The organism is Hydrogenophaga sp. IBVHS1 (assembly GCF_002127265.1).
Classification (GTDB): Bacteria; Pseudomonadota; Gammaproteobacteria; order Burkholderiales; family Burkholderiaceae_C; genus Hydrogenophaga.
The window spans coordinates 91,189-112,561 of the sequence record NZ_NFUU01000002.1; the positions used below are offsets into that span (position 1 = coordinate 91,189).

Below are 21,373 nucleotides of genomic sequence, written 5' to 3' on the forward strand. Positions count from 1 at the left end.
CTCAGTCCACCCGGGCGCCTGAGGCCTTTACCACGGCCGCCCACTTCACGATTTCATCGTTGATCAGCTTGGTGAATTCCTGCGGTGTGTTGCCGCTCGGGATCGCACCCTGCGCCAGCAAACGTTCCTTCACCGCCGGCAGGCCCAGCGCCTTGGCCGACTCCTGCTGAAGGCGGTTGACCACCTCGGGCGGTGTTCCGGCCGGTGCCAGCAAGCCAAACCACGAACTGGCCTCGAAGCCCGGCAGGTTCCCCGCCTCGGCCACGGTGGGCACGTCGGGCAGGGCGGCCGAGCGCACCGCACTGGTGACGGCGAACGCCTTCAGGCTGCCCGACTGGATGTGCGGCATCGCCGAAGGCAGGTTGTCGAACATCACGTCCATCGAGCCGGCCAGCATGTCGGCCATGGCGGGGCCGGAGCCCCGGTAGGGGATGTGCGTCATGAAAATGCCGGTGCGCGACTTGAACAGCTCGCCCGCCAGGTGAATCGAGGTGCCGTTGCCGCTGGAGGCCATGTTGAGCTTGCCCGGGTTGGCCTTGGCGTACTTCACGAAGTCGGCCACGGTGTTGATGCCCAGTGCCTGCGCCCGCTTCGTGTTCATCACCATCACGTTGGGCACGCCCGCCACCAGCGTGATCGGTGCGAACTCCTTCTGCGGGTCGTAGGGCAGCTTCGCGTACAGCGACTTGTTGATGCCGTGCGTGCCCACCGTGCCCATCAGCAGCGTGTAGCCGTCAGCCGGCGACTTGGCCACCACCTCGGCGCCGATGTTGCCACCCGCACCCGCGCGGTTGTCGACCACGAAGCTCTGCCCGAACACCTTGCTGAGCTCGGGTGCGAGCACGCGGGCCAGGATGTCGGTGGTGCCGCCCGGCGCAAAGGGCACCACGATGCGGACGGGTTTGGAGGGCCACGCGGTCTGCGCGGTGGCCAGGCCCGGCATGGCAGCGATGGCAGCAACACTCAAGGCGACGAGGGTGCGACGGGATAGTTTCATGTGTGTCTCCTGCTCAGGTTGTCCATCTGCGGCTGCAAGGGCTGCTGGAGCCGGATGCCCAGGGCCAGCGCCGCATCGTTGGCGCAGCTCACCACGCCATCGCCGAATGTACTGGCGGCTTGCCCGATGCGCGCACTCTTGTGCGACACCGCGCAGGCCGCCAGCCCGTGCGTTTGAAGCAGCGCCAGCCCGGCGATGCCCGCGTCGTCCAGCCCGATGCCGGCATCGTTGAACACCGACAGCAGGGGCCGCACCGCCAGCGCATAACGCGCCGAACTCAAACCGCCATGCGAGCCGCTCAAAGCGATGCAGCCCGCATCGGCGGGCTGCAGTTCGGTGATCGAATCAATGACCCGAATCGCGATCAAGCTTCAGTCTGCAAACTGGCCGGCAGCGTCGATCGCGGTTTTGAGCTTGGTGATCTCGCTCGCCACGAAAGCCTTGTGACCGGCGGGCGTGATGCGGTTGTCGGTTGCCACAATGGCGCCCAGGTCTTCCTGGCTCTTGATGAACTCCGGGTCCTTCAGGGCAACCTGCAGCGCATCGTTGAGCTTCTTGGTCACGTCGGCCGGCGTGCCCTTGGGCGCGTAGAGGCCGTGCCAGATGGTGAGGTTGAATCCCTTGAGGCCCATTTCCTGCAGCGACGGGTAGTCCTTCAGCAGCTTGTGGCTGGACAGCGGCTTGGCCGTGGTCACTGCAAAGGCCTTCACGCGGCCGGCCTCGATCTGGCCGGTGGTGTTGGTGGTCTGGTCGCACATCACGTCGACCTGGCCGCCGATGAGGTCGTTCATGGCCGGGCCCGTGCCGCGGTAGGCGATGGTGGTCATGGACTTGTCCAGCTTCACGGCCGATTGCCACATCAGGCCGCAGATGTGCGAAGCCGAACCCAGGCCCGCGTGCGCCAGGTTCAGCTTGCCGCCGTTGGCGCGGATGTAGGACTCGAAGTCGCGGTAGGTGTTGGCGTTGAGCTTGTTGGTGCCCAGCAGCGTCATGGGCACGTCGTTGATGATGCCGAGGAACTCGAAGTCTTCGAGGGGCTTGAAGGTCTGCTTGCGGTACAGGCTGGTGGTGGCGGCCATGCCGATGTGCCAGACCAGGAGCGTGTAGCCGTCGGCGGGGGCGCGTGCCACTTTGGTGCCGGCAATGGTGCCGCCGGCGCCGGCCGCGTTCTCCACCACGATGTTGGCGCCGCCCAAAGGCTTGCGCATGGCCTCGGCCAGACGACGCGCCACGAGGTCGGTGGGGCCGCCGGCTGCGAAGGGCACCACGAAGGTGATGGGCTTGCTGGGGAAGGCCTGCGCAAAGGCGCCGGTGGACACGGCGGCCGTGAGTGCCGCGAGGGCAAGAATCTTCTTCATCTGGAGCTCCAAGGGTTGATCAACCGCTGGATGTTAGCCCTTGTCCCGAAGTCGGAAATCGCGGTAATTACTTAGCTCTTCACCGGGGAAAACCCTCGCTCCTCACTGATAGCTGCGGGCGTCCTCGATCACTTTGCCGTCGTTGGGCAAGCTGCCCGGCTGCACCAGCTGGACCTGCGCGCGCAGCTTGGTGATGTCGCGCACCGCAGACTCGATGCGTTCGGCCAGGTCATCGTGCGCACCGCTGGCCTCCACCTGCAGGCACATCTGGTCGTTGGCCATCTCGCCGCTGACGACCAGGCGCGCCTTGTGAACCTGGGGAAAGCGCCGGGCGATGTCGGCCACCTGCGACGGGTGCACGAACATGCCGCGGACCTTGGTGGTCTGGTCGGCACGCCCCATCCAGCCTTTGATGCGCGGCGCGGTGCGCCCCGTGGGGCAAGCGCCTGGCAGCACCGCCGAGAGGTCGCCCGTGCCAAAGCGCACCAGCGGGTAGGCCGGGTTCAGTGAAGTCACCACCAGCTCGCCCACCTCGCCCTCGGCCACGGGATCGCCGGTGCCCGGGCGCACAATCTCCACGATCACGCCTTCATCCACCACCAGCCCCTCGCGTGCGGAGGTCTCAAAAGCCACCAGGCCCAGGTCGGCGGTGGCGTAGGTCTGGTACACCGCCACGCCCTGCTCGGCAAACCAGGCCGTCAGGCTGGGCGGACACGCCTCGCCGCCGACCGAAGCCTTGCGAATGCTGGAGACATCCACACCCGCCTCAGCGGCCTTCTCCAGCAGGATGCGCAGGAAGCTCGGTGTGCCGGTGTAGGCATCCGGGCGCAGTTCGGCAATGGCCTGCAGCTGTTGTTCGGTCTGCCCGGTGCCGGCCGGGAACACGGTGCAGCCCACCGCGTGCGCGCCCGACTCGAGGATGAACGCGCCCGGCGTCATGTGGTAACTGAAGGCGTTGTGCACCAGCTCGCCGGAACGAAAGCCCGCCGCAAACAGGGCACGCCCGGCACGCCAGTAGTCGCGCGTGGCACCCTCGGGTTCGTAGATCGGGCCGGGCGAGGCAAACACGCGCGTCATCTGCGGGCCGCGCACCAGGCCGGAGAACCCGCCAAACGGATCGCTGGCGCGCTGCGCCTTCTGCCGTTCGAGCAACTCGCTCTTGCGCGTCACGGGCAGGCGCGCGAGCGCCGCACGGCTGTTCACCGATGAAGCGTTCACCCCGCGCAGGATCTCGGCAAAGGCCGCACTTCGCGATTGCGCGTGGGCCACGTGAGCGGCCAGCGCAGCCATCTGCTCGGCCTCGCGTTGTTCCGGTTTTCGGGTTTCGAGGGCGTCGAAGAATTCGTTCATGGCAATGTCTGGCGTGAGGAGGTGAAGGGAGGTCAGGCGAGCCAGCGCTTGCGCCGCTTGTAGCTTTTGACATCCTTGAACGATTTCCGCTCGCTGCCGCCCATGCCGAGGTAGAACTCCTTCACGTCCTCGTTGTTGCGCAGGTCGCTGGCCAGTCCGTCCATCACGATGCGACCGGACTCCATGATGTAGCCGTAATCGGCGTATTTCAGCGCCATGTTGGTGTTCTGCTCGGCCAGCAGGAAGGTGACCTTCTCCTTCTGGTTCAGGTCCTTCACGATCTCGAACACCTCCTCGACGATCTGCGGGGCCAGGCCCATGGAGGGCTCGTCGAGCAGCATCACGCTGGGGTTGGTCATGAGCGCGCGGCCGATCGCGCACATCTGCTGCTCACCGCCCGAGGTGTAAGCCGCCTGGCTGGTGCGCCGCGTCTTGAGGCGCGGAAAGTAGTTGTAGACCTTCTCCAGGTTGGCCGCCACCTCGCCCTTGTCCTTGCGCGTGTAGGAGCCGGTGAGCAGGTTTTCTTCGATGGTGAGGTGGGCAAAACAGTGGCGGCCCTCCATCACCTGCACCACCCCGCGCTGCACCAGGTCGGCTGGCGTCAGGTTCTCGATGCGCTCGCCACGCAACTCGATGCTGCCCTTGGTGACCTCACCGCGCTCGGCCTTCAACAAGTTGGAAATGGCGCGCAAGGTGGTGGTCTTGCCCGCTCCGTTGCCCCCCAGCACCGCTGCAATCTTGCCATCGGGCACATTGAGGGAAACGCCCTTGAGCACCAGGATCACATGGTTGTAGATGACCTCGATGCCGCTGACGTTGAGAACGATGTTGGGTGTGCTCATGTAGATTTCCTTGGAGACCATTCGCAAAGCCCGAAGACGAGCCTTGCGAATGGCGCCGCGCTGTTCGAACGAAGACCCCTGGTCGAGAGACACCGAGGAACCGGCTTTGCCGGGCCTCTGGTGTCGCCCCCTTGAGGGGGTCGCGCGCAGCGCGGCGGGGGTGCTTCTTAGCTCTGGCAGTCGGCTGGCGTGCGCGGCGTCAGCTTTTTCTCGGCCGCGTACTTCGAGGCGGTGGCCTTCACCATCGGCCGGATGATCTGCTGGTCGGACTCGATCCAGTCGGAAGAGAACTCCCACTTCGCGCCGTCCCAGGTGTGGATGCGTGCAGCGCCCGCGCCCACGTGGTCGGCGCACGAGGTGCTGATGGGTGCGCGCAGCACGCCCTTGAAGCCCAGCGCATCCAGCTTGGCCTGCGTCAGGTTCAGGTTCTCCAGGCCCCAGCGCACTTGCTCACCGGTCATGACCTTGCCCTTGCCGAAGCGTTCCTGTGCGGCACGGATGCCTTCCACGCCCATGGCCGCGCTCACCACGCCACGCAGGTACAGGGTTTCGCCGACTTCGTCGCGCGGGCCGGTGCCCTGGCCCTTGTCGTGCAGCTTGGCCAGGATCTCCTTGACCACCGGTGCGTTCTTGTCGGTACCGTGTTGCAGCGTCACGGCGTTGTAGCCCTTCGCGCCCTGGCCCACGTCCTTCACATCGGGTTCTGCGCCCGACCACCACACGCCGTACATCTTCTCGCGCGGGTAGCCGGTGGCTTGCGCTTCCTTCAATGCGGTGGAGTTCATCACGCCCCAGCCCCAGAGCAGTGTGTAGTCCGGGCGCGACTGCCGCACCTGCAACCAGGTGGCTTTCTGTTCCACGCCAGGCGCGGTCACGGGCAGCAGCTGCAGCTCGAAGCCGTGCATCTTGGCGCGCTCCTGCAGCAGCGGAATGGGCTCCTTGCCGAACGGGCTGTCGTGATAGACCAGTGCAATCTTCTTGCCCTTGAGCTTGTCGAGCCCGCCTTCCTTCTTGGCGATGGCCTGGATGATTGCGTCTGCCGCCACCCAGTAGGTGCCCAGCAGCGGGAAGTTCCACTTGAAGACCGTGCCGTCCGCGCTCTCGCTGCGGCCATAGCCGGTGGTGATGAGCGGAATCTTGTCGATCGGGGCCTTCTCGGTCAGCGCGAAGGTGGCGCCGGTGGACCACGGGTGGATCAGCGCTGCGCCGCCGTTCTTGCCCTTCAGGCGCTCGTAGCACTCCACGCTGCGCGCCGTGTCGTACATGGTTTCGCACTCTTCCACCAGCAGCTTCACGCCGTTGATGCCGCCGCGCGCATTGACCAGCTTGTAGTAATCCACGATGCCGTTGGCCGTGGGCGTGCCGTTGGGCGCGTAGGCGCCGGTGCGGTAAGACAACACGGGCAGGTATTGCTCCTTGACCTGCGCCAGGGCTGCGGTGGATACCAGCGAGGCAGTGCCCGCGATGGCCAGTGTGGCCGCGACCACGATCTTGCGAAGTTTCATCTTTGTCTCCTACTAGGTTTCAGGGGTTGGAAAACGCTCTGTCAGTAAACGCGCAAACACATCGGAAAACATCGGTAATTGCGAGCACTCGCCCACACGGTCAGTGAGGGAATGGCCACAGGCGCAACTTCTGTTTCCCGATGGACCACAGCCGCGCCAGCCCGTGCGGTTCCACGATCAGGAACCACACGATCAACCCACCAAAGATCATCAGCTCGGCGTGCGAGACGGTGGTGGTGGAGATTTCGACACCGAACAGCCCGGCCACAAACGGCAGGAACTGGCTCAGCGCAATGGGGAGCACGACGATGAAGGCCGCGCCGAAGAAGCTGCCCATGATGGAGCCGAGGCCGCCGATGATCACCATGAAGAGCAGGCGGAAGGAGTAGTCCACCGAGAAGGCCGAGGGCTCCCACGCGCCCAGGTAGACGAAGGCCCACAGCGCGCCGGCCACGCCGATGATGAAGCTGCTGACGGCAAAGGCACTCAGCTTGGCGTACATCGGCCGGATGCCGATCACCGCAGCGGCCACGTCCATGTCACGAATGGCCATCCACTCGCGGCCAATGGCGCTGCGCACCAGGTTTTTCGCCAGCAGTGCGATCACCGCGAGCAGCGCCAGGCAGAACACGTATTTGCTGGCCGCGCTTTCCAGTGGCATGCCAAACACCTGCAGGTTGGACACCGCCACAGAACCCGAAGGCGTGTCCAGCGTGAACCATTTGATGCGCAGGAACATCCAGTCGGCAAAGAACTGGGCGGCCAGGGTGGCCACCGCCAGATACAGCCCGCGCACCCGCAGGCTGGGCAGGCCAAACAGGATGCCGAAGGCCGTGGCGCACAGGCCACCCAGGATGAGCGCGGGAATGAGCGGCATGCCCGGCACGCGCACGAAGAAGTTGTAGGCGCCGTAAGCTCCCACCGCCATGAAGGCGCCCGAACCCAGCGAGATCTGCCCGCAGTACCCCACCAGGATGTTCACGCCCACCGCGGCGAGCGAGAAGATCAGGAACGGGATCAGGATCGCGCGCATCAGGTAGTCGCTGGCCAGCATCGGCACTGCGATGAACGCGAGCAACACCAGCGCCACGACGAACCACCGGTCCTGCGCGATCGGGAAGATCTGCTGGTCGGTGCTGTAGGTGGTCTTGAACTGACCGTTTTCTCTGTAGAACATGGTGTCTCTCAATCAGTTGGGGTCAGAGCACATTTGCTGCGCAAATCGTGGTCTGACCCACAAGGCATTCAAACTCGATCGATGATCTTCTCGCCGAACAAACCTTGCGGGCGGAAGAGAAGGAAAACCAGGGCCAGCACGTAGGCGAACCAGATCTCGATGCCGCCGCCGACGAAGGGACCGAGGTACACCTCGGAGAGCTTCTCGCCGACGCCGATGATCAGCCCGCCGATGATGGCGCCGGGCACCGAAGTGAGGCCACCGAGAATCACCACCGGCAGCGCACGCAGCGCAATGGTGGTGAGCGAGAACTGCACACCGAGCTTGGAGCCCCAGATCATGCCGGCCACCAGTGCCACGAGACCCGCCACGCACCACACGATCACCCAGATGCGGTTGAGCGGGATGCCCACGGACTGCGCGGCCTGGTGGTCGTCGGCCACCGCGCGAAGTGCGCGCCCGGTGGCGGTCTTCTGAAAGAACAGGCTGAGTGCAATCACCATCGCCGCAGCAATCACCGCCGCAATCACGTCTTCCTGGTTGAGCAGCAGACCGCCCGGGAACACCGAGTCCAGCACGAACACCGGGTCCTTGGGCATGCCGATGTCGATCTTGTAGATGTTGCTGCCAAAGAGCGTCTGGCCGAGGCCGTCGATGAAGTAGGTGATGCCCAGCGTGGCCATGAGCAGCGTGGCGCCTTCCTGGTTGACCAGGTGGCGCAGCACCAGCCGCTCGATGAGCCAGGCCATGGCAAACATGAGCAGGCCCGCGATGACGAATGCGCCCACATTGGCCACCAGCTTGTTCTCGATGCCGATCCACTGCGGGATCCATTCGGCGAAACGCGCCATGGCCAGGGCCGCGAACAGCACCATGGCACCCTGCGCGAAGTTGAAGACGCCCGAGGCCTTGAAGATGAGCACGAAGCCCAGCGCCACCAGCGAATACAGCATGCCCACCATGAGGCCGCCGAACAATGTTTCTAGAAAGAATGCCATGGGGTGTCTCCGGCCTTCAGTGGGAAGTTCCGAGGTAGGCGCTGATGACCTCCTCGTTGTTGCGCACCTCTTCGGGGGTACCGTCGCCGATCTTCTTGCCGTAGTCGAGCACCACCACGCGGTCGGAGATGTCCATCACCACGCCCATGTCGTGCTCGATCAGAACGATGGTGGTGCCGAACTCGTCGTTCACATCCAGAATGAAGCGGCTCATGTCCTGCTTCTCTTCCATGTTCATGCCCGCCATGGGCTCATCGAGCAGCAGCACCTGGGGCTCCATGGCGAGTGCCCGGCCCAGGTCCACGCGTTTCTGCAGGCCGTAGGGCAACTGGCCGACCGGCGTCTTGCGGTGCGCCTGGATCTCCAGAAAGTCGATGATGTGTTCGACGAACTCGCGGTGCTCTTCTTCTTCCTTCTGCGCGCCGCCAATGCCAAAGGGATTGCGGATCGCCTGCATCAACAGGTTGCTCTTGATGCGCAGGTTGCGACCGGTCATGAGGTTGTCGATCACGCTCATGCCCTTGAACAACGCCAGGTTCTGGAACGTGCGCGCGATGCCCATTTCGGCCACCTGGCGGCTGTTCATGTGCTTGAAGGTCTGGCCCCGGAAGCTGATGGAGCCTTCCTGCGGCTGGTACACGCCATTGATGCAGTTGAGCATGGAGCTCTTGCCCGCGCCGTTGGGCCCGATGATGGCGCGCACCTCGTGCTCCTTCACGTTGAAGGAGATGTCGGAGAGGGCCTTTACCCCACCAAAGCGCAGGCTGATGTTGTGCACGTCGAGGATGACCTCGCCGATCTTCTTCTGTGTCATGCGGCCGCCTTCACGGGGGAGAACACCTTGGCGTCCTGAATCTTCAGCGTGGCGCTGACCGAGCCTGTGCGTCCGTCCTCGAACTTCACCTGGGTCTCGATGTACTGCTCGGTCTTGCCGCCGTAGAGCGCGTCCACCAGCACGTTGTAGCGGTCGGCGATGAAGCCGCGGCGGACCTTGTTGGTGCGCGTGAGTTCGCCGTCGTCGGCGTCCAGTTCCTTGTGCAGCACCAGAAAGCGGCTGATCTGGCTGCCGGCGAGCAACTCGTCGCGGCTGAGGTCGGCATTCACTTTTTCCACGCACTCGCGAATGAGTTCGTACACCTCCGGCTTCTGTGCCAGATCGGTGTAGCCCGCGTAGGGCAGGTTGCGCCGCTCGGCCCAGTTGCCCACGGCATCGAAGTCGATGTTGATCAGCACACACACCTTCTCGCGCTGGTCGCCGTAGGCCACGGCCTCCTTGATGTGCGAGAAGAACTTGAGCTTGTTCTCCACGTACTTGGGCGCGAACATGGCGCCATCGAAGCCACCGCCCTTGAGGCGGCCCACGTCCTTCACGCGGTCGATGATCTTCAGGTGCCCCGAGGCGTCGATGAAGCCCGCGTCGCTGGTGTGGTACCAGCCGTCGGCCGTGAGCACTTCGGCGGTGGCCTGCGGATTCTTGTAATAGCCTTTGAGCAGGCCCGGCGACTTCACCAGAATTTCGCCACTCTCCGAAAGCTTGATCTCCACACCCTCGCAAGGCACGCCCACGGTGTCGGCGCGCGCCTGGTTGTCGGGCTGCAGGCACACGAACACGGCGGTTTCGGTGGAGCCGTAGAGCTGCTTCAGGTTGATGCCGATGGAGCGGTAGAAACTGAAGAGGTCGGGCCCGATGGCTTCCCCGGCGGTGTAGGCCACGCGCACGCGGCTCATGCCCAGGTTGTTGCGCAGCGGGCCGTACACCAGCGCATCGCCCACGGCGTACCAGAGTCGATCGAACAAGCCCACCGGCTTGCCGTCCATGCGGTCGGGGCCGACACGGCGCGCCAGGTTCATGAAGTGGTGGAACATGCCGCGCTTGATGGCGCCGGCGTCTTCCATGCGGATCATCACGCTGGTGAGCAGGCCCTCGAACACGCGCGGTGGTGCGAAGTAGTAGGTAGGACCGACTTCCTTCAGATCGATGGTCACCGTGGCCGAAGACTCGGGGCAGTTCACAACAAACCCGCAAGCCAGCCACTGCGCATAGCTGAAGATGTTCTGTCCGACCCACGCCGGTGGCAGGTAGGCCAGCACCTCTTCGTCGGCGGTGAGCTTGTCGAACTTCGCGCCCACCGAGGCGCGGTCGATCAGCGTGTTGTGGGTGTGCACCACACCCTTGGGGTTGCCGGTGGTGCCACTGGTGAAGAACATGGCGGCCACGTCGTCGGGCTGGCCCAGTGCGATCTGATCCTTGAAGAGCTGGGGGTGCGCCTTTGCATGGGCCTGACCCGCCGCCACCAGTTCCTCCACGCCGCCCAGGCCGGGCTGGTCGTAGTTGCGCAGGCCGCGCGGATCGTCGTAATAGATGTGGGCGAGTTGCGGGCAGCTCTCGCGGATCTCCAGCATCTTGTCAACCTGCTCCTGGTCTTCCACCACCACAAAACGCACTTCGGCGTTGTTGATCGGGAAGACGCATTCAGATCCCACCGCGTCCTGGTACAGCGGCACAGGAATGGCGCCCAGCGCCTGGGCGGCCAGCATGGTGGCAGAGAGGCGAGGGCGGTTGGCGCCGATCACCACCATGTGTTCGCCGCGCTGAAGCCCGGCCTGGTGCAGGCCGCAGGCCAGTGCTTCCACCAGCGCGGCCATCTCTGCCCAGGTGGTGGTTTGCCAGATGCCGTATTCCTTCTCGCGCATGGCCGCAGCCTGCGGGCGGCGTTGCGCGTGGTCCAGCAACAGCCGGGGGAAAGTCGTTTGCATGCGTGTCTCCTGTGCCTGGTGACCGGTCGGTGCCTTTGGGGAGCACAGCCACGGGCCGATCACTGTTTTGCGGATGGTAGGCCTTCGTTTGACGCTATGTTGTCGGTTCGACGACAATTGCGGGTCTGCCCTCCTAGGACTTTCCCTAGGGCTTGCTGGCGGCTGAACAATTGGGCTGCACAGGCTCTAGCCTGTGGGTTCTTTCCTTGGGGGTCCACCATGAGCCCTTTCACGCCACACCGATCCGGCAACGTTCTGCGCGATCGCGCGCGGCCGCCCACCGAGGCCGAACTGGCCGAAATTCCCTGGCTGGAGCGCTTGAGCGAGGCCGAGCGCGAGCGTGCGGTGGCCGCGCTGGTGGTGGGCGAAGCGCAAGCTGGCGACTACGTGTGCCGCTTCGGGCGGCCCGTCACTTACTGGTTCGGCCTGGTCGATGGCCTGCTCAAGATGAGCAACGACGACTCGCAAGGCCCGGTGATCACCTTCACCGGTGTCGCGCCCGGCGGCTGGTTCGGCGAGGGCACCGTGCTCAAGCACGAGCAGTACCGCTACAACATCCTCGCCCTGCGAAAAAGCCGTGTGGCGGGGTTGCCGGTGGACACCTTCGACTGGTTGCTCGACCACTCCATCGGGTTCAACCGCTTCGTGATGCACCAGCTCAACGAGCGCCTGGGCCAGTTCATCGCCGCACGCGAGATCGACCGCTTGAACAACCCCGACCTTCGCGTCGCGCGCAACCTTGCTGCGCTGTTCCACCCGCTGCTCTCGCCCAACGTGGGCGGCGTGCTGCGCATCACGCAGCAGGAGCTGGCGTATCTGGTCGGTCTCTCGCGCCAGCGGGTCAATGAGGCGCTGACCACGCTGGCCGCCAAGGGGTGGATTCGGGTGGAGTACGGAGGCCTGCGGGTGCTGGACCTGGCGGCGCTGAGGTCGGGCGTTCTTGATGAGGGATGATCGCCCCATGACAACCGACAAACCCGCCCGCACACTGAAGCTGAAACCTGGTGCTCCCAGCAAACCCGCCGACCCCTACGCCCCGCGCCGCGCCCCCGTGCGCCCACCCGGCCCGGCGCGCGCCAAGAGCGTGTCGGCTTCGGCACCCAAGCCGCCGCGCGCGCCTTCTCCGGGCTACGGCCCCCAGCGTGCCCGGCCCGAGGGCGAGCGCACGGAGCGGCCGCGCCGCACAGACCCGCCCTATGCCCCGGCGGAGCGCGCGCCGCGCGGTCCGTCGGCGGCACCCCGCCCGGCGCATCAGCCGCATCGGCCAGACCTCGCTCGAGTCGGCAACGTTCGCGGTGAAGTCCGCCTCAACAAACGCATGGCCGACCTCGGCCTGTGTTCGCGCCGCGAGGCCGATGAGTGGATCGCGCGTGGCTGGGTGCTGGTCAACGGTGAACCTGCCGTCATGGGCATGCCGGTGGCGCCCGATGCCCAGGTGGAGGTGCTGCCCCAGGCGCGCCACCAGCAGGCAGGGCAGGTCACCATCCTGCTGCACAAGCCGGTGGGTTATGTGAGTGGCCAACCCGAGGACGGCCACGAAGCCGCTGCCACGCTGATCGGCGCGCCCAGCCAGTGGCGCGGCGACGCGCGCATGCCGGGCGATGGCCGCCGCTTCGCGCCCGAGCACACCCGTGGGCTTGCGCCCGCTGGCCGGCTCGACATCGATTCCACTGGTTTGCTGGTGCTTACTCAGGACGGCCGCGTGGCGCGCACGCTGATCGGCGAGAACAGCGGCGTGGAGAAGGAATACCTGGTGCGCGTGCAGTACGCCCCCAACGGCCCGCATGGCGAAGGCGTGGTGGCGCAGAACGTGCAGGCCATCTACCCGCCGCAACAGATGGCCTTGCTGCGCCATGGCCTGAGCCTGGATGGCCAGGCACTCAAGCCCGCGCAGGTGGACTGGCAGAACCCCGAGCAACTGCGCTTCGTCCTCGTCGAAGGCAAGAAGCGTCAGATCCGCCGCATGTGCGAACAGGTGGGTCTGCATGTGGTGGGCTTGAAGCGCATTCGCATTGGTGGCGTGCTGCTGGGCAATCTGCCGGTGGGGCAGTGGCGCTACCTGGGGACCGACGAGCGGTTCTGAGCGCTCTGGCCTCGCTGGCGGGTCGCGGCCACAATGGTCCATGGCCCTCTCTCGACCCAATTCCACTCAACTGGCGCTGCTGCGCCACCTGCGCCCGACCGACCTGCGCGCTGCGGTTCAGCTGGCGACCGAGGCCACCGCTGGTGTGATCGGCATCACCGAAGGGGTGCACCAGTCGGTGCGCCGGCGCATCGGGCTGCCCGCCGGCACCGCGATCGACCGCACCGGTGGTCTCACGGGTCAGATCTACCGGGGCATTCGTGGCGTGACCCAGCTGGTGGGCCATGGGCTGGACGGTGCACTCGCCAGCCTGTTGCCGCTGGTGGACGAGCCCAGCCTGCACCCCGCACCCTCACCCGGTCGCGAGGCCGTGATCGCGGCGCTGAATGGCGTGCTCGGTGACCGTCTGCAGGCCAGCGCCAATCCGCTGGCCCAGGTCATGGAGCTTCGTTACCAGGGCGAGCGGCTGCCGCTGGACCGCGCACCGCTGTTGCACGAACGGCTGGTTGGCGCCACGCCGCATCTGCTGGTGCTGCTGCACGGCCTTTGCATGAACGACACGCAGTGGCAACGCGGTGGGCACGACCATGGTGCCTGGCTGGCGAAGGCCTTGGGCTGTACCCCGGTCTACCTGCGCTACAACAGCGGCCTGCACACGTCGACCAATGGCCGTGAACTGGCGCGGCAACTCGAAGCGCTGGCCGCGTTGTGGCCGGTGCCGCTGCAAACGATCACGCTGCTCGGCCACAGCATGGGCGGGCTGGTGGCGCGCGCTGCCTGCTTCGAGGCGCAGGGTGCGGGCCTGCGCTGGCCGGCCCTGCTGCGAAACCTCGTGTTCCTGGGCACGCCGCACCATGGTGCCCCCCTGGAGCGCGCCGGCCATGGCATCGACGTGCTGCTGGCCGCTTCCCCTTTCACCGCGCCTTTCACCCGGCTCGGGCAGCTGCGCAGTGCCGGCATCACCGACCTGCGCCATGGCCATGTGCGCGAGTCCGACTGGCACGGCCGCGACCGATTTGGTTCTGCCGCCGACCACCGCGATCCCCTGCCGCTGCCCGAGGGCGTGGCCTGCTTCACCGCCGCCGGCACGCTGGCGCCTCAGCGCGGTTTGCTGGCCGAGCGGCTCACGGGCGACGGGCTGGTGCCGTTGCACAGCGCCCTGGGCCAGCACGACGACCCGCAGCGGCGCCTGGTGTTCGCGCGCGACAGCCAGCGCACCTTCTACCGCACCGGGCATCTGGAGCTGCTGTCCAGCGTGGCGGTGGCGCAGCAGCTGGTGCAGTGGCTCGCGCCCGCTGCGCCGCCCGCAGACGCTTGAATTCCGGGCGCCCGCCCATAATTCCGCTTCGCGCCGCGCTGGCGGCGGCGGATTCGATTCCTGTTTTCATTTCTGCAAACTCCCATGAGCAAACAAACCCTGTCCTTCCAGGCCGAGGTGGCGCAACTGCTGCACCTCGTCACGCACTCGCTGTACTCCAACCCCGACATCTTCTTGCGCGAGCTGGTGTCCAACGCATCGGACGCCTGCGACAAGCTGCGCTTTGAAGCGCTCAACAACGCGGCGCTGTTTGAAGACGCGCCCAACCTGGACGTGCGCGTGGGCTTCGATCGGGAGGCCCGCACCATCACGATCACCGACAACGGCATTGGCATGAGCGAACAGGAGGCCATTGAGCACCTGGGGACCATCGCCAAGAGCGGCACCAAGGATTTCATGAACCGGCTCTCGGGTGACCAGAAGCAGGACGCCCAGCTGATCGGCCAGTTCGGTGTGGGCTTTTATTCGGGCTTCATCGTGGCCGACACCATCACCGTGGAATCGCGCCGCGCGGGCCTGCCAGCGGCCGAAGGTGTGCGCTGGACCAGCGGTGGCACCGGCGAGTTCGAGGTCGAGGCCATCGAGCGCGCCGCGCGCGGCACCAGCGTGACGCTGCACCTGAGGGAAGACGCCAGCGACTACCTCGACCACTGGCGTCTGAAATCGATCATCGGCAAGTACTCGGACCACATCAGCCTGCCCATCCTGATGGAGAAGGAAGAATGGGACGCCGAGAAGAGCGAGTACGTGCGCAAGGGCGAATGGGAGGCCGTGAACTCGGCCAACGCGCTCTGGGCTCGCAGCAAGAAGGACATCAGCGACGAGCAGTACGCCGAGTTCTACAAGAACCTGAGCTACGACACGCAGGCGCCGCTGGCCTGGAGCCACAACCGCGTGGAGGGCAGCACCGAGTACACGCAGTTGCTCTACATCCCGGGCAAGGCGCCCCAAGACCTGTGGAACCGCGACCGCAAGGCCGGCATCAAGCTGTATGTGAAGCGCGTCTTCATCATGGATGAGGCCGAAGCACTCATGCCTTCGTACCTGCGCTGGGTGAAGGGCGTGGTCGACTCGGCCGACCTGCCGCTCAATGTGAGCCGCGAGCTGCTGCAGGAAAGCCGCGACGTGAAGGCGATCCGCGAAGGCAACACCCGCCGCGTGCTGGCCATGCTCGACGACCTGAGCAAGGACAACGAAAAGTACACCCGCTTCTACGCCGAATTCGGCAGCGTGCTGAAGGAAGGCCTGGGCGAAGACTTCGCCAACCGCGACAAGCTGGCCAGGCTGCTGCGCTTTGCCAGCACGTCCGAAGCAGATCTCACATCGCTGGCCGATTACAAGGCCCGCATGAAGGAAGGCCAGACCGCGATCTACTACATCACGGCCGACAACCTGTCCGCAGCAAAGAACAGCCCGCAGCTCGAGGTGTTCCGCAAGAAGGGCATCGAGGTGTTGCTGATGACCGACCGCGTGGACGAGTGGGCGCTTTCGTTCCTCACCGAGTTCGACGGCACGCCGCTGCAGAGCGTGGCCAAGGGCGCAGTTGACCTGGGCTCGCTGCAGGACGAGGAAGAGAAAAAAGCCGCCGAGGCCGCCGCCGAAGTCTTCAAGCCGGTGCTGGAACGCCTGAAGGAAAGCCTGAAGGACAAGGCCAAGGACGTTCGCGTGACCTCGCGTCTGGTCGACTCGCCGGCTTGCCTGGTGGTGGAAGACGGCGACTACTCCACGCAGCTCGCGCGCATGCTCAAGCAGTCCGGCCAGCCGGCCCCACAGGTGAAACCCATTCTGGAGGTGAACGCCGAACACGCGCTGGTGAAGAAGCTCGAAGCCAGCGAACATTTCGACGACCTGGCCCACATCCTGTTCGACCAGGCGCTGCTGGCCGAAGGCGGTTTGCCCGACGACCCGGCGGCCTACGTGAAGCGGGTGAATGCGCTGTTGATCTGATCTGAATACCCTGTGGCTGACCGGTCAAACCGGTTGACTACACTCGGACGCGGGGAGTCCTTCAAGGCGCAGGGCACCGCACCTGCCCCGCCATCCGATCAACCGGCCACACCGTGTACCTACAGCGACCCTTCGATCACGTCGTCACGTTCCGCAACAGCCAGGGAGACAGCGCGCGCGGAACCTTGACCAGCCTGCAGCGGCGCTCGCTGGTGATGGAGATCTACAACCCTTACTCGATCGTCCAGGTGAGCGAGGTGCTCAACGAGCTGACCATCCGCTCGGGGGACCGCAACATCTACAAGGGCAAGGCGGTGGTGGTCAGCCTGCTCAACACCGGCCTGATGGCGGTGGTGTCGGTCACGCTGATCGACGAGTGGAACGACCTGGCCGGTATCGGCCACGACACCCGCACGGTTTCCGAGGCCGTGGGCCGCTTCATCCAGGACTGGGAGTCGCGCTACCAGGTCGGGCAGGCTTACCAGGTGGTGGTCAATGAGATGCGGGCCTATTTCTCGGAAGTGACGCGCTGGCTGGACCAGGCCGACATCACGGCCGGCCTGCCGCGCGACGCTCAGGGGCGCGTGCGCGACGACATCTTTTTCGAGATCGGTCGCCCCCTGCTGGAGAAGGGGCGGGAGTACCTGCTGCGTTTCGAAGCCGAGGCCTCGCGCGTGGAACCGGAATTCGAGCCCGTGCACCGAGCTTTCGCTCAGGCTGCCATCCACCCGCTGGTGCTGCGAGCGCCCTTTGTGTACCGCACCTTCGCCAAGCCGCTGGGCTATGCCGGCGACTACCAGATGGTGAACCAGATCCTTGGCAATCCCCGGGAGGGACCGAGCACCTATTTCGAGCTCGTCAATTACATGTTCCTGCAGGCCGGGGTGGCCCAGGCGCACCGCAATCGGGTCGACATCCTGCACACGCGGCTGCAGGAACTGGTGGGCGAGGCGCGCGCTGCGGGCCGATCGCTGCGGGTGCTCAACGTGGGTTGCGGCCCGGCGGTGGAGCTGCAGCGCCTGGTGGCGGGTCCGCAGGACCTCGGTCAGATGGAGGTGGTGCTCATGGACTTCAGCGAAGAAACGCTGCAGTACGCCAAAGAGCGCATCGACGAGGTGGCGCGCGTGGCCGGGCGCTGCCCACCCCGCATCGAGCTGCGGCACGAGTCGGTGCACCAGTTGCTCAAGCGCTCTGCGCGAGACGAGGCGGTGGCCCCGCATGAGCAGTTTGACTACATCTACTGCGCCGGCCTGTTCGACTACCTCGCCGACAAGGCTTGCGCGCGCCTGAACAGCTATTTCGAGAGCCGCCTCAAGCCTGGCGGCTCGCTGCTCGTCACCAACGTGCACTCCTACAACCCCGAGCGCTACTGGATGGAGCACTTCATGGAGTGGTACCTGATCTACCGCAACGAGGCGGGCATCCAGCGCCTGTTCCCGTCGAACCTGGCCACGGTCCGGACCTACACCGACGCGACCCACGTCAATCTGTTCGCCGAAGCCCTCAAGCCCGCCTGATCCCGCCATGCCCGTGGCCACCACCACCTCCACCCAACTGCCCGCGACCTTCGAGGACGCGCTGAAGGAACACCTGAAGTTCTACAGCCGGGTGACCTGCAAGGTGGCCATTCTGCTGATCGTGGGTGGCGTGGGGCTGGACGCCGCCTTCTACCCGCAGCACATGGTGGAGTTCGCCGTGGTTCGCGTGCTGGTGGCGTTGCTGATCCTGCTGACGCTGCTGACTTACAGCACGCCTTTCGGCGATCACAACATTCGCCGGCTCACCTACTTCTGGATTGCCCTGCCGCAGCTGATGATCGCCTGGATGATTTTCCACGCGGATGGCGAGAACTCCATCTATTTCGTGGGGCTGACATTTGCCATCTCCGGCATCGGCTTCTTCCTGCCGCTGACGATCGTGGAGGCCTTTCTCTTCAGCTCGTTCACGCTGCTGGTGTACGTGCTCGCCTGCGTGCTGCGCCCAGAAGGCGTGCAGGACGCGCACCTCTTTCAAGGCCAGATCATCTTCATCGTGTTCTACGCCGTGATTTCGGTGGTGATTTCCATCTACAGTGGCAGGTGGCGCAAACAAGCCTACGCACTTCAATCCGAAGTGCAATCGAAGAACAGGGAGCTGATGGAAACAAACCGGACCCTGGCCGAAGTCAAGGGCCAGTTGCTGCAGCGCGAGAAGATGGCGGCCATCGGCACGCTGTCGGCCGGGCTGCTGCACGAGCTCAACAACCCGGTCAACTACAGCCTCATGGCGATCAACATGGGGCTCACCTCGCCGGCCACCGAGAGCGATGCCATGCTCAAGGAAAGCCTGGTCGATGCGCGTGAAGGCATGCAGCGCATCCAGAACATCGTCTCCGACCTCAAGACCTTCGCCTACCAGAAGCCCGGACAGGACAGCCAGCGCCTGTTCCTGCTGGAGAACGCGATCCGCTCGGCCCAGCGTCTGGCCGGCCACGAACTCAAAAGCATCAAGGTGTCGGTCGAGCTCCCGCAGGACACGCACGTCCTCGGCGACGAGCCCGCCATCATCGGCGTGCTGATCAACCTGTTCAGCAACGCCGCGCACGCGGTGCAGGCGGCCCGGCGTGCGGAGCCGGAGATCGCCGTGCGTGTGGCTGCGCGAGGCGGTCGGCTGGGCATTTCGATGCGCGACAACGGCCAGGGCATTGCGCCCGAGAACCTGGCGCGCGTGTTCGAGCCTTTTTTCACCACGCGCGATGTGGGTGCCGGCCTGGGCCTTGGCCTGAGCGTGAGCTACGGCATCGTGCAACGGCATGGCGGCACGCTGGCCGTGGAGAGCGAGCAGGGCGCCTGGACCGAGTTCACCTTTGATTTGCCCATGCCGCAATGACGCAGCCAGACGACAACACCACACGCACACCGCTGGGCCCCCACGCGGTGCTGATGGTCGACGACGAGCCGCAGGCCTGCAAGTGGTTCGCCCGGTTGTACGGCACCGAGTTCGTTGTGCTCACTGCCGGCGGTGTCGACGAGGCGCTGGCCTTGCTGGCGCAGCGCGGGCCCGAAGTGGCCGTGCTCATGACCGACTACGCCATGCCAGGGCGCGACGGTGTGGCCCTGCTCAGCGAAGTGCGGCGCCTCTATCCCCATGTGTCTCGCGTGCTGGTGTCGGCCTATGCCGACAAGGACGTGGCGATGTCGGCGGTGAACCAGGGCCAGGTGGAGAAGATCCTGGAGAAACCGCTGGACGAAACGCTGACGCGGCAGATTCTGCGCGAGGCGCTGGCCACCAGCCTGGAGCGCGCACGGCAGCAACAACTGGTGGAGCGGCGCGCCACGGCCCTGCGCGAGACGCTCGGCTTCCTGGCCCACGAAGTCACCTCGCCGCTGGCTACAGTGCGCGGCTACCTGGAAGCCATGCGGGACCGGCACCGCGCTCCGCCCGACGGGCAGGCTGGCATGGCCCACATCGAACAGCAGAAACCCGGTGACGTGCTGTTCATGATCGAAGCCGCGCAACGGCGCGCCATCTACGCGCAGTCGCTGGTGTCCACCTTCGTGCAGAGCGCGCGCGACGCCAGCCGGGGCGACGCCTCGGCCAGCCTGCTGGCCAGCGACCTGGTGCGCGCCGTGCAGGAGGAGTACCCCTTCGAGCCCGGCGAGGCCGACTGGCTCTCGACCGACGCGGCCGCCGACTTCACGCTGCCCGGTCGCCGGGACCTGCTCTACCTCGTGCTGTGCACGCTGGTGAAGAACGCCTTGATCGCCATGCGGACGAGTCCGCCGGTGAAGCCCGCGCTGCGCATTCAGCTGGCCCGTGCCGCTCCCGCGCCGGGTTTGCCCCTGCAGGCCACCCTGGTGGTGAGCGACAACGGGCCTGGCATCGCGCCCGACGTGTTGCGGCGCCTGATGGTCGAGCCCGTGACGACCCGAGCCGATTCGGGTGGCAGTGGCATGGGTGTGCTGTTCTGCCACCGCGTGATCAGCTCGCTGAGCGGCTCGATCGATATCCGCTCGAGCCTTGGCGAGGGCACCACCGTCACGCTGTATTTCCCCTTCGCAAAAAAAGACACCCCGGTCGAGGACACCCGATGACGCCCGCAAAGATTCTGTATGTGGACGATGAGGCCATGGCGCTGAAGTATTTCGAGCGCCTGGTCAATCCCCTGGCACCCGTGATCACCGCTGGCTCGGTCGAAGAGGGGCGCGGTCTGCTCAAGGCCCACGGCGCCGAGGTGGCGGTGCTGGTGTGCGACCAGCGCATGCCCGGCGAACAGGGCAACGAGCTGCTGCGCCACGCCCGCGAGTACTACCCGCACGTGGTGCGGATGCTGACCACCGCCTACTCCGACATCGGCGACGCCATCGAGGCCATCAACACCGGCGAGATCTACCGCTACATCAACAAGCCGTGGGAAATCGAGAGCCTGCGCGCGGACCTGAAAAACGCGCTCGACCTGGCGCAACTGCGCAGCGAGCGCGACAGCCTGATGCGCGACAAATTGCTGGCGCGGCAGAACCAGCTTCGCTCCAACCGTCTGGCCGCGCTGCTCATGGTGGCATCGGGCGTGCAGCCCGAAAACCACGAGCTGGCGCTGTACCGCTACGGGCAGGCCGCGCTGCTCGCCGGTTGCACCGAGCCGCAGGTGGATTGGCACCGTTGGGACCACGCAGACCTGATGCAGGCCGAAGCACGACGGGGCGCGGCCATGGCGGCGCACCTGCGCCAATGGCTGGAGGCGTTCGGTGCTGGCAGAACGGGTGCCACGCCGCTTGAGCTGCTGGCGAGAGCGGTGGGGGGTGAAGTCCGGGGTACCGAGCTGCACCTGCCGAGCGGCGAGCCCTTCAGCGCATTGCTCTCGGGGGCTGTGGACGAAGCGCCCACAGCGGCGCAGTGTGCCTGGCCGGCCTGGTTGCTTTGGCAACGTGGCCTCGCCGAGGTGCAGGCGATCGCGGGCGGTGGCCTGCTCGTGAAGCCCGCCGAGTCCGTGTCGCCGCGCACAGACTGGCTGGCCGATCTCATGGAGCGTCTGGGCCAGCCGGCGCATTGAGCCCGCCGGTGC

Annotated in this window: 18 protein-coding genes; 8 read left to right on the top strand and 10 right to left on the bottom strand. The window is 65.6% G+C overall.

The window, feature by feature from the left end:
- Position 1 precedes the first annotated feature (1 nt).
- From CAP37_RS15195 to CAP37_RS15240, 10 genes are all read right to left on the bottom strand, one after another.
- Positions 2 to 997 (bottom strand): tripartite tricarboxylate transporter substrate binding protein, encoded by a 996-nt coding sequence (locus tag CAP37_RS15195; protein WP_086125089.1) that lies wholly within the window; start codon positions 995 to 997, stop codon positions 2 to 4.
- On the bottom strand, positions 994 to 1,365 hold the full coding sequence (locus tag CAP37_RS15200; RefSeq protein ID WP_086125090.1) for a hypothetical protein: 372 nt from the start codon (positions 1,363 to 1,365) through the stop codon (positions 994 to 996). The genes CAP37_RS15195 and CAP37_RS15200 overlap by 4 nt, the downstream gene beginning before the upstream one ends.
- A 3-nt stretch (positions 1,366 to 1,368) precedes the next feature.
- Positions 1,369 to 2,355 (bottom strand): tripartite tricarboxylate transporter substrate-binding protein, encoded by a 987-nt coding sequence (locus CAP37_RS15205; protein WP_086125091.1) that lies wholly within the window; start codon positions 2,353 to 2,355, stop codon positions 1,369 to 1,371.
- A 102-nt stretch (positions 2,356 to 2,457) separates the two neighbouring features.
- Positions 2,458 to 3,705, bottom strand: coding sequence for a phenylacetate--CoA ligase family protein (locus CAP37_RS15210; RefSeq protein WP_086125092.1), 1,248 nt, complete (start codon positions 3,703 to 3,705; stop codon positions 2,458 to 2,460).
- 32 nt (positions 3,706 to 3,737) lie between these two features.
- Positions 3,738 to 4,547 carry an ABC transporter ATP-binding protein gene (locus CAP37_RS15215; RefSeq protein WP_086125093.1) on the bottom strand — a complete coding sequence of 270 codons (810 nt, stop codon included), beginning with the start codon at positions 4,545 to 4,547 and terminating at the stop codon, positions 3,738 to 3,740.
- Between the two features lie 167 nt (positions 4,548 to 4,714).
- Positions 4,715 to 6,052, bottom strand: a complete 1,338-nt coding sequence (locus CAP37_RS15220; protein ID WP_086125094.1) for an ABC transporter substrate-binding protein — start codon at positions 6,050 to 6,052, stop codon at positions 4,715 to 4,717.
- A 100-nt stretch (positions 6,053 to 6,152) separates the two neighbouring features.
- On the bottom strand, positions 6,153 to 7,229 hold the full coding sequence (locus CAP37_RS15225) for a branched-chain amino acid ABC transporter permease (RefSeq protein WP_086125095.1): 1,077 nt from the start codon (positions 7,227 to 7,229) through the stop codon (positions 6,153 to 6,155).
- 68 nt (positions 7,230 to 7,297) lie between these two features.
- A complete protein-coding gene (locus CAP37_RS15230) occupies positions 7,298 to 8,227 on the bottom strand; it encodes a branched-chain amino acid ABC transporter permease (protein ID WP_086125096.1) in 930 nt (309 codons plus the stop codon).
- A 16-nt stretch (positions 8,228 to 8,243) separates the two neighbouring features.
- A complete protein-coding gene (locus CAP37_RS15235) occupies positions 8,244 to 9,041 on the bottom strand; it encodes an ABC transporter ATP-binding protein (RefSeq protein ID WP_086125097.1) in 798 nt (265 codons plus the stop codon).
- Positions 9,038 to 10,984: a long-chain fatty acid--CoA ligase gene (locus tag CAP37_RS15240; protein ID WP_086125098.1), complete on the bottom strand. Its 1,947-nt coding sequence runs from the start codon at positions 10,982 to 10,984 to the stop codon at positions 9,038 to 9,040. Before CAP37_RS15240 ends, CAP37_RS15235 begins: the two co-directional genes overlap by 4 nt.
- A 219-nt stretch (positions 10,985 to 11,203) precedes the next feature.
- Between CAP37_RS15240 and CAP37_RS15245 the strand changes: the two genes are divergently transcribed.
- The 8 genes from CAP37_RS15245 (at position 11,204) to CAP37_RS15280 (ending at position 21,361) form a co-directional block, all read left to right on the top strand.
- On the top strand, positions 11,204 to 11,938 hold the full coding sequence (locus CAP37_RS15245; protein ID WP_086125099.1) for a Crp/Fnr family transcriptional regulator: 735 nt from the start codon (positions 11,204 to 11,206) through the stop codon (positions 11,936 to 11,938).
- A 7-nt stretch (positions 11,939 to 11,945) separates the two neighbouring features.
- Positions 11,946 to 13,067, top strand: coding sequence for a pseudouridine synthase (locus CAP37_RS15250; RefSeq protein WP_306297834.1), 1,122 nt, complete (start codon positions 11,946 to 11,948; stop codon positions 13,065 to 13,067).
- 40 nt (positions 13,068 to 13,107) lie between these two features.
- Positions 13,108 to 14,385 (top strand): triacylglycerol lipase, encoded by a 1,278-nt coding sequence (locus CAP37_RS15255; RefSeq protein WP_086125101.1) that lies wholly within the window; start codon positions 13,108 to 13,110, stop codon positions 14,383 to 14,385.
- Positions 14,386 to 14,469: 84 nt separating this feature from the next.
- The gene (htpG, locus tag CAP37_RS15260; protein WP_086125102.1) at positions 14,470 to 16,332 is read left to right on the top strand and encodes a molecular chaperone HtpG; all 1,863 of its coding nucleotides are present in this window, start codon (positions 14,470 to 14,472) and stop codon (positions 16,330 to 16,332) included.
- Between the two features lie 113 nt (positions 16,333 to 16,445).
- Entirely contained in the window at positions 16,446 to 17,849 is a 1,404-nt protein-coding gene (locus CAP37_RS15265; protein ID WP_256927020.1) for a bifunctional 2-polyprenyl-6-hydroxyphenol methylase/3-demethylubiquinol 3-O-methyltransferase UbiG, read from the top strand.
- A gap of 13 nt (positions 17,850 to 17,862) precedes the next feature.
- Entirely contained in the window at positions 17,863 to 19,200 is a 1,338-nt protein-coding gene (locus tag CAP37_RS15270; RefSeq protein WP_256927021.1) for a sensor histidine kinase, read from the top strand.
- A complete protein-coding gene (locus CAP37_RS15275) occupies positions 19,197 to 20,405 on the top strand; it encodes a hybrid sensor histidine kinase/response regulator (RefSeq protein ID WP_086125104.1) in 1,209 nt (402 codons plus the stop codon). The genes CAP37_RS15270 and CAP37_RS15275 overlap by 4 nt, the downstream gene beginning before the upstream one ends.
- The gene (locus CAP37_RS15280) at positions 20,402 to 21,361 is read left to right on the top strand and encodes a response regulator (RefSeq protein ID WP_086125105.1); all 960 of its coding nucleotides are present in this window, start codon (positions 20,402 to 20,404) and stop codon (positions 21,359 to 21,361) included. Before CAP37_RS15275 ends, CAP37_RS15280 begins: the two co-directional genes overlap by 4 nt.
- The last annotated feature ends 12 nt before the right edge of the window (positions 21,362 to 21,373 follow it).

Bases quoted from the DNA above. Each gene is read 5' to 3' on its own strand.
- CAP37_RS15245 (WP_086125099.1), top strand. From the start codon at position 11,204: ATGAGCCCTTTCACGCCACACCGATCCGGCAACGTTCTGCGCGATCGC.
- CAP37_RS15225 (WP_086125095.1), bottom strand. From the start codon at position 7,229: ATGTTCTACAGAGAAAACGGTCAGTTCAAGACCACCTACAGCACCGAC.
- CAP37_RS15215 (WP_086125093.1), bottom strand. From the start codon at position 4,547: ATGAGCACACCCAACATCGTTCTCAACGTCAGCGGCATCGAGGTCATC.
- CAP37_RS15195 (WP_086125089.1), bottom strand. From the start codon at position 997: ATGAAACTATCCCGTCGCACCCTCGTCGCCTTGAGTGTTGCTGCCATC.
- CAP37_RS15230 (WP_086125096.1), bottom strand. From the start codon at position 8,227: ATGGCATTCTTTCTAGAAACATTGTTCGGCGGCCTCATGGTGGGCATG.
- CAP37_RS15220 (WP_086125094.1), bottom strand. From the start codon at position 6,052: ATGAAACTTCGCAAGATCGTGGTCGCGGCCACACTGGCCATCGCGGGC.
- CAP37_RS15235 (WP_086125097.1), bottom strand. From the start codon at position 9,041: ATGACACAGAAGAAGATCGGCGAGGTCATCCTCGACGTGCACAACATC.
- htpG (WP_086125102.1), top strand. From the start codon at position 14,470: ATGAGCAAACAAACCCTGTCCTTCCAGGCCGAGGTGGCGCAACTGCTG.
- CAP37_RS15240 (WP_086125098.1), bottom strand. From the start codon at position 10,984: ATGCAAACGACTTTCCCCCGGCTGTTGCTGGACCACGCGCAACGCCGC.
- CAP37_RS15210 (WP_086125092.1), bottom strand. From the start codon at position 3,705: ATGAACGAATTCTTCGACGCCCTCGAAACCCGAAAACCGGAACAACGC.
- CAP37_RS15205 (WP_086125091.1), bottom strand. From the start codon at position 2,355: ATGAAGAAGATTCTTGCCCTCGCGGCACTCACGGCCGCCGTGTCCACC.
- CAP37_RS15250 (WP_306297834.1), top strand. From the start codon at position 11,946: ATGACAACCGACAAACCCGCCCGCACACTGAAGCTGAAACCTGGTGCT.
- CAP37_RS15255 (WP_086125101.1), top strand. From the start codon at position 13,108: ATGGCCCTCTCTCGACCCAATTCCACTCAACTGGCGCTGCTGCGCCAC.
- CAP37_RS15275 (WP_086125104.1), top strand. From the start codon at position 19,197: ATGACGCAGCCAGACGACAACACCACACGCACACCGCTGGGCCCCCAC.
- CAP37_RS15280 (WP_086125105.1), top strand. From the start codon at position 20,402: ATGACGCCCGCAAAGATTCTGTATGTGGACGATGAGGCCATGGCGCTG.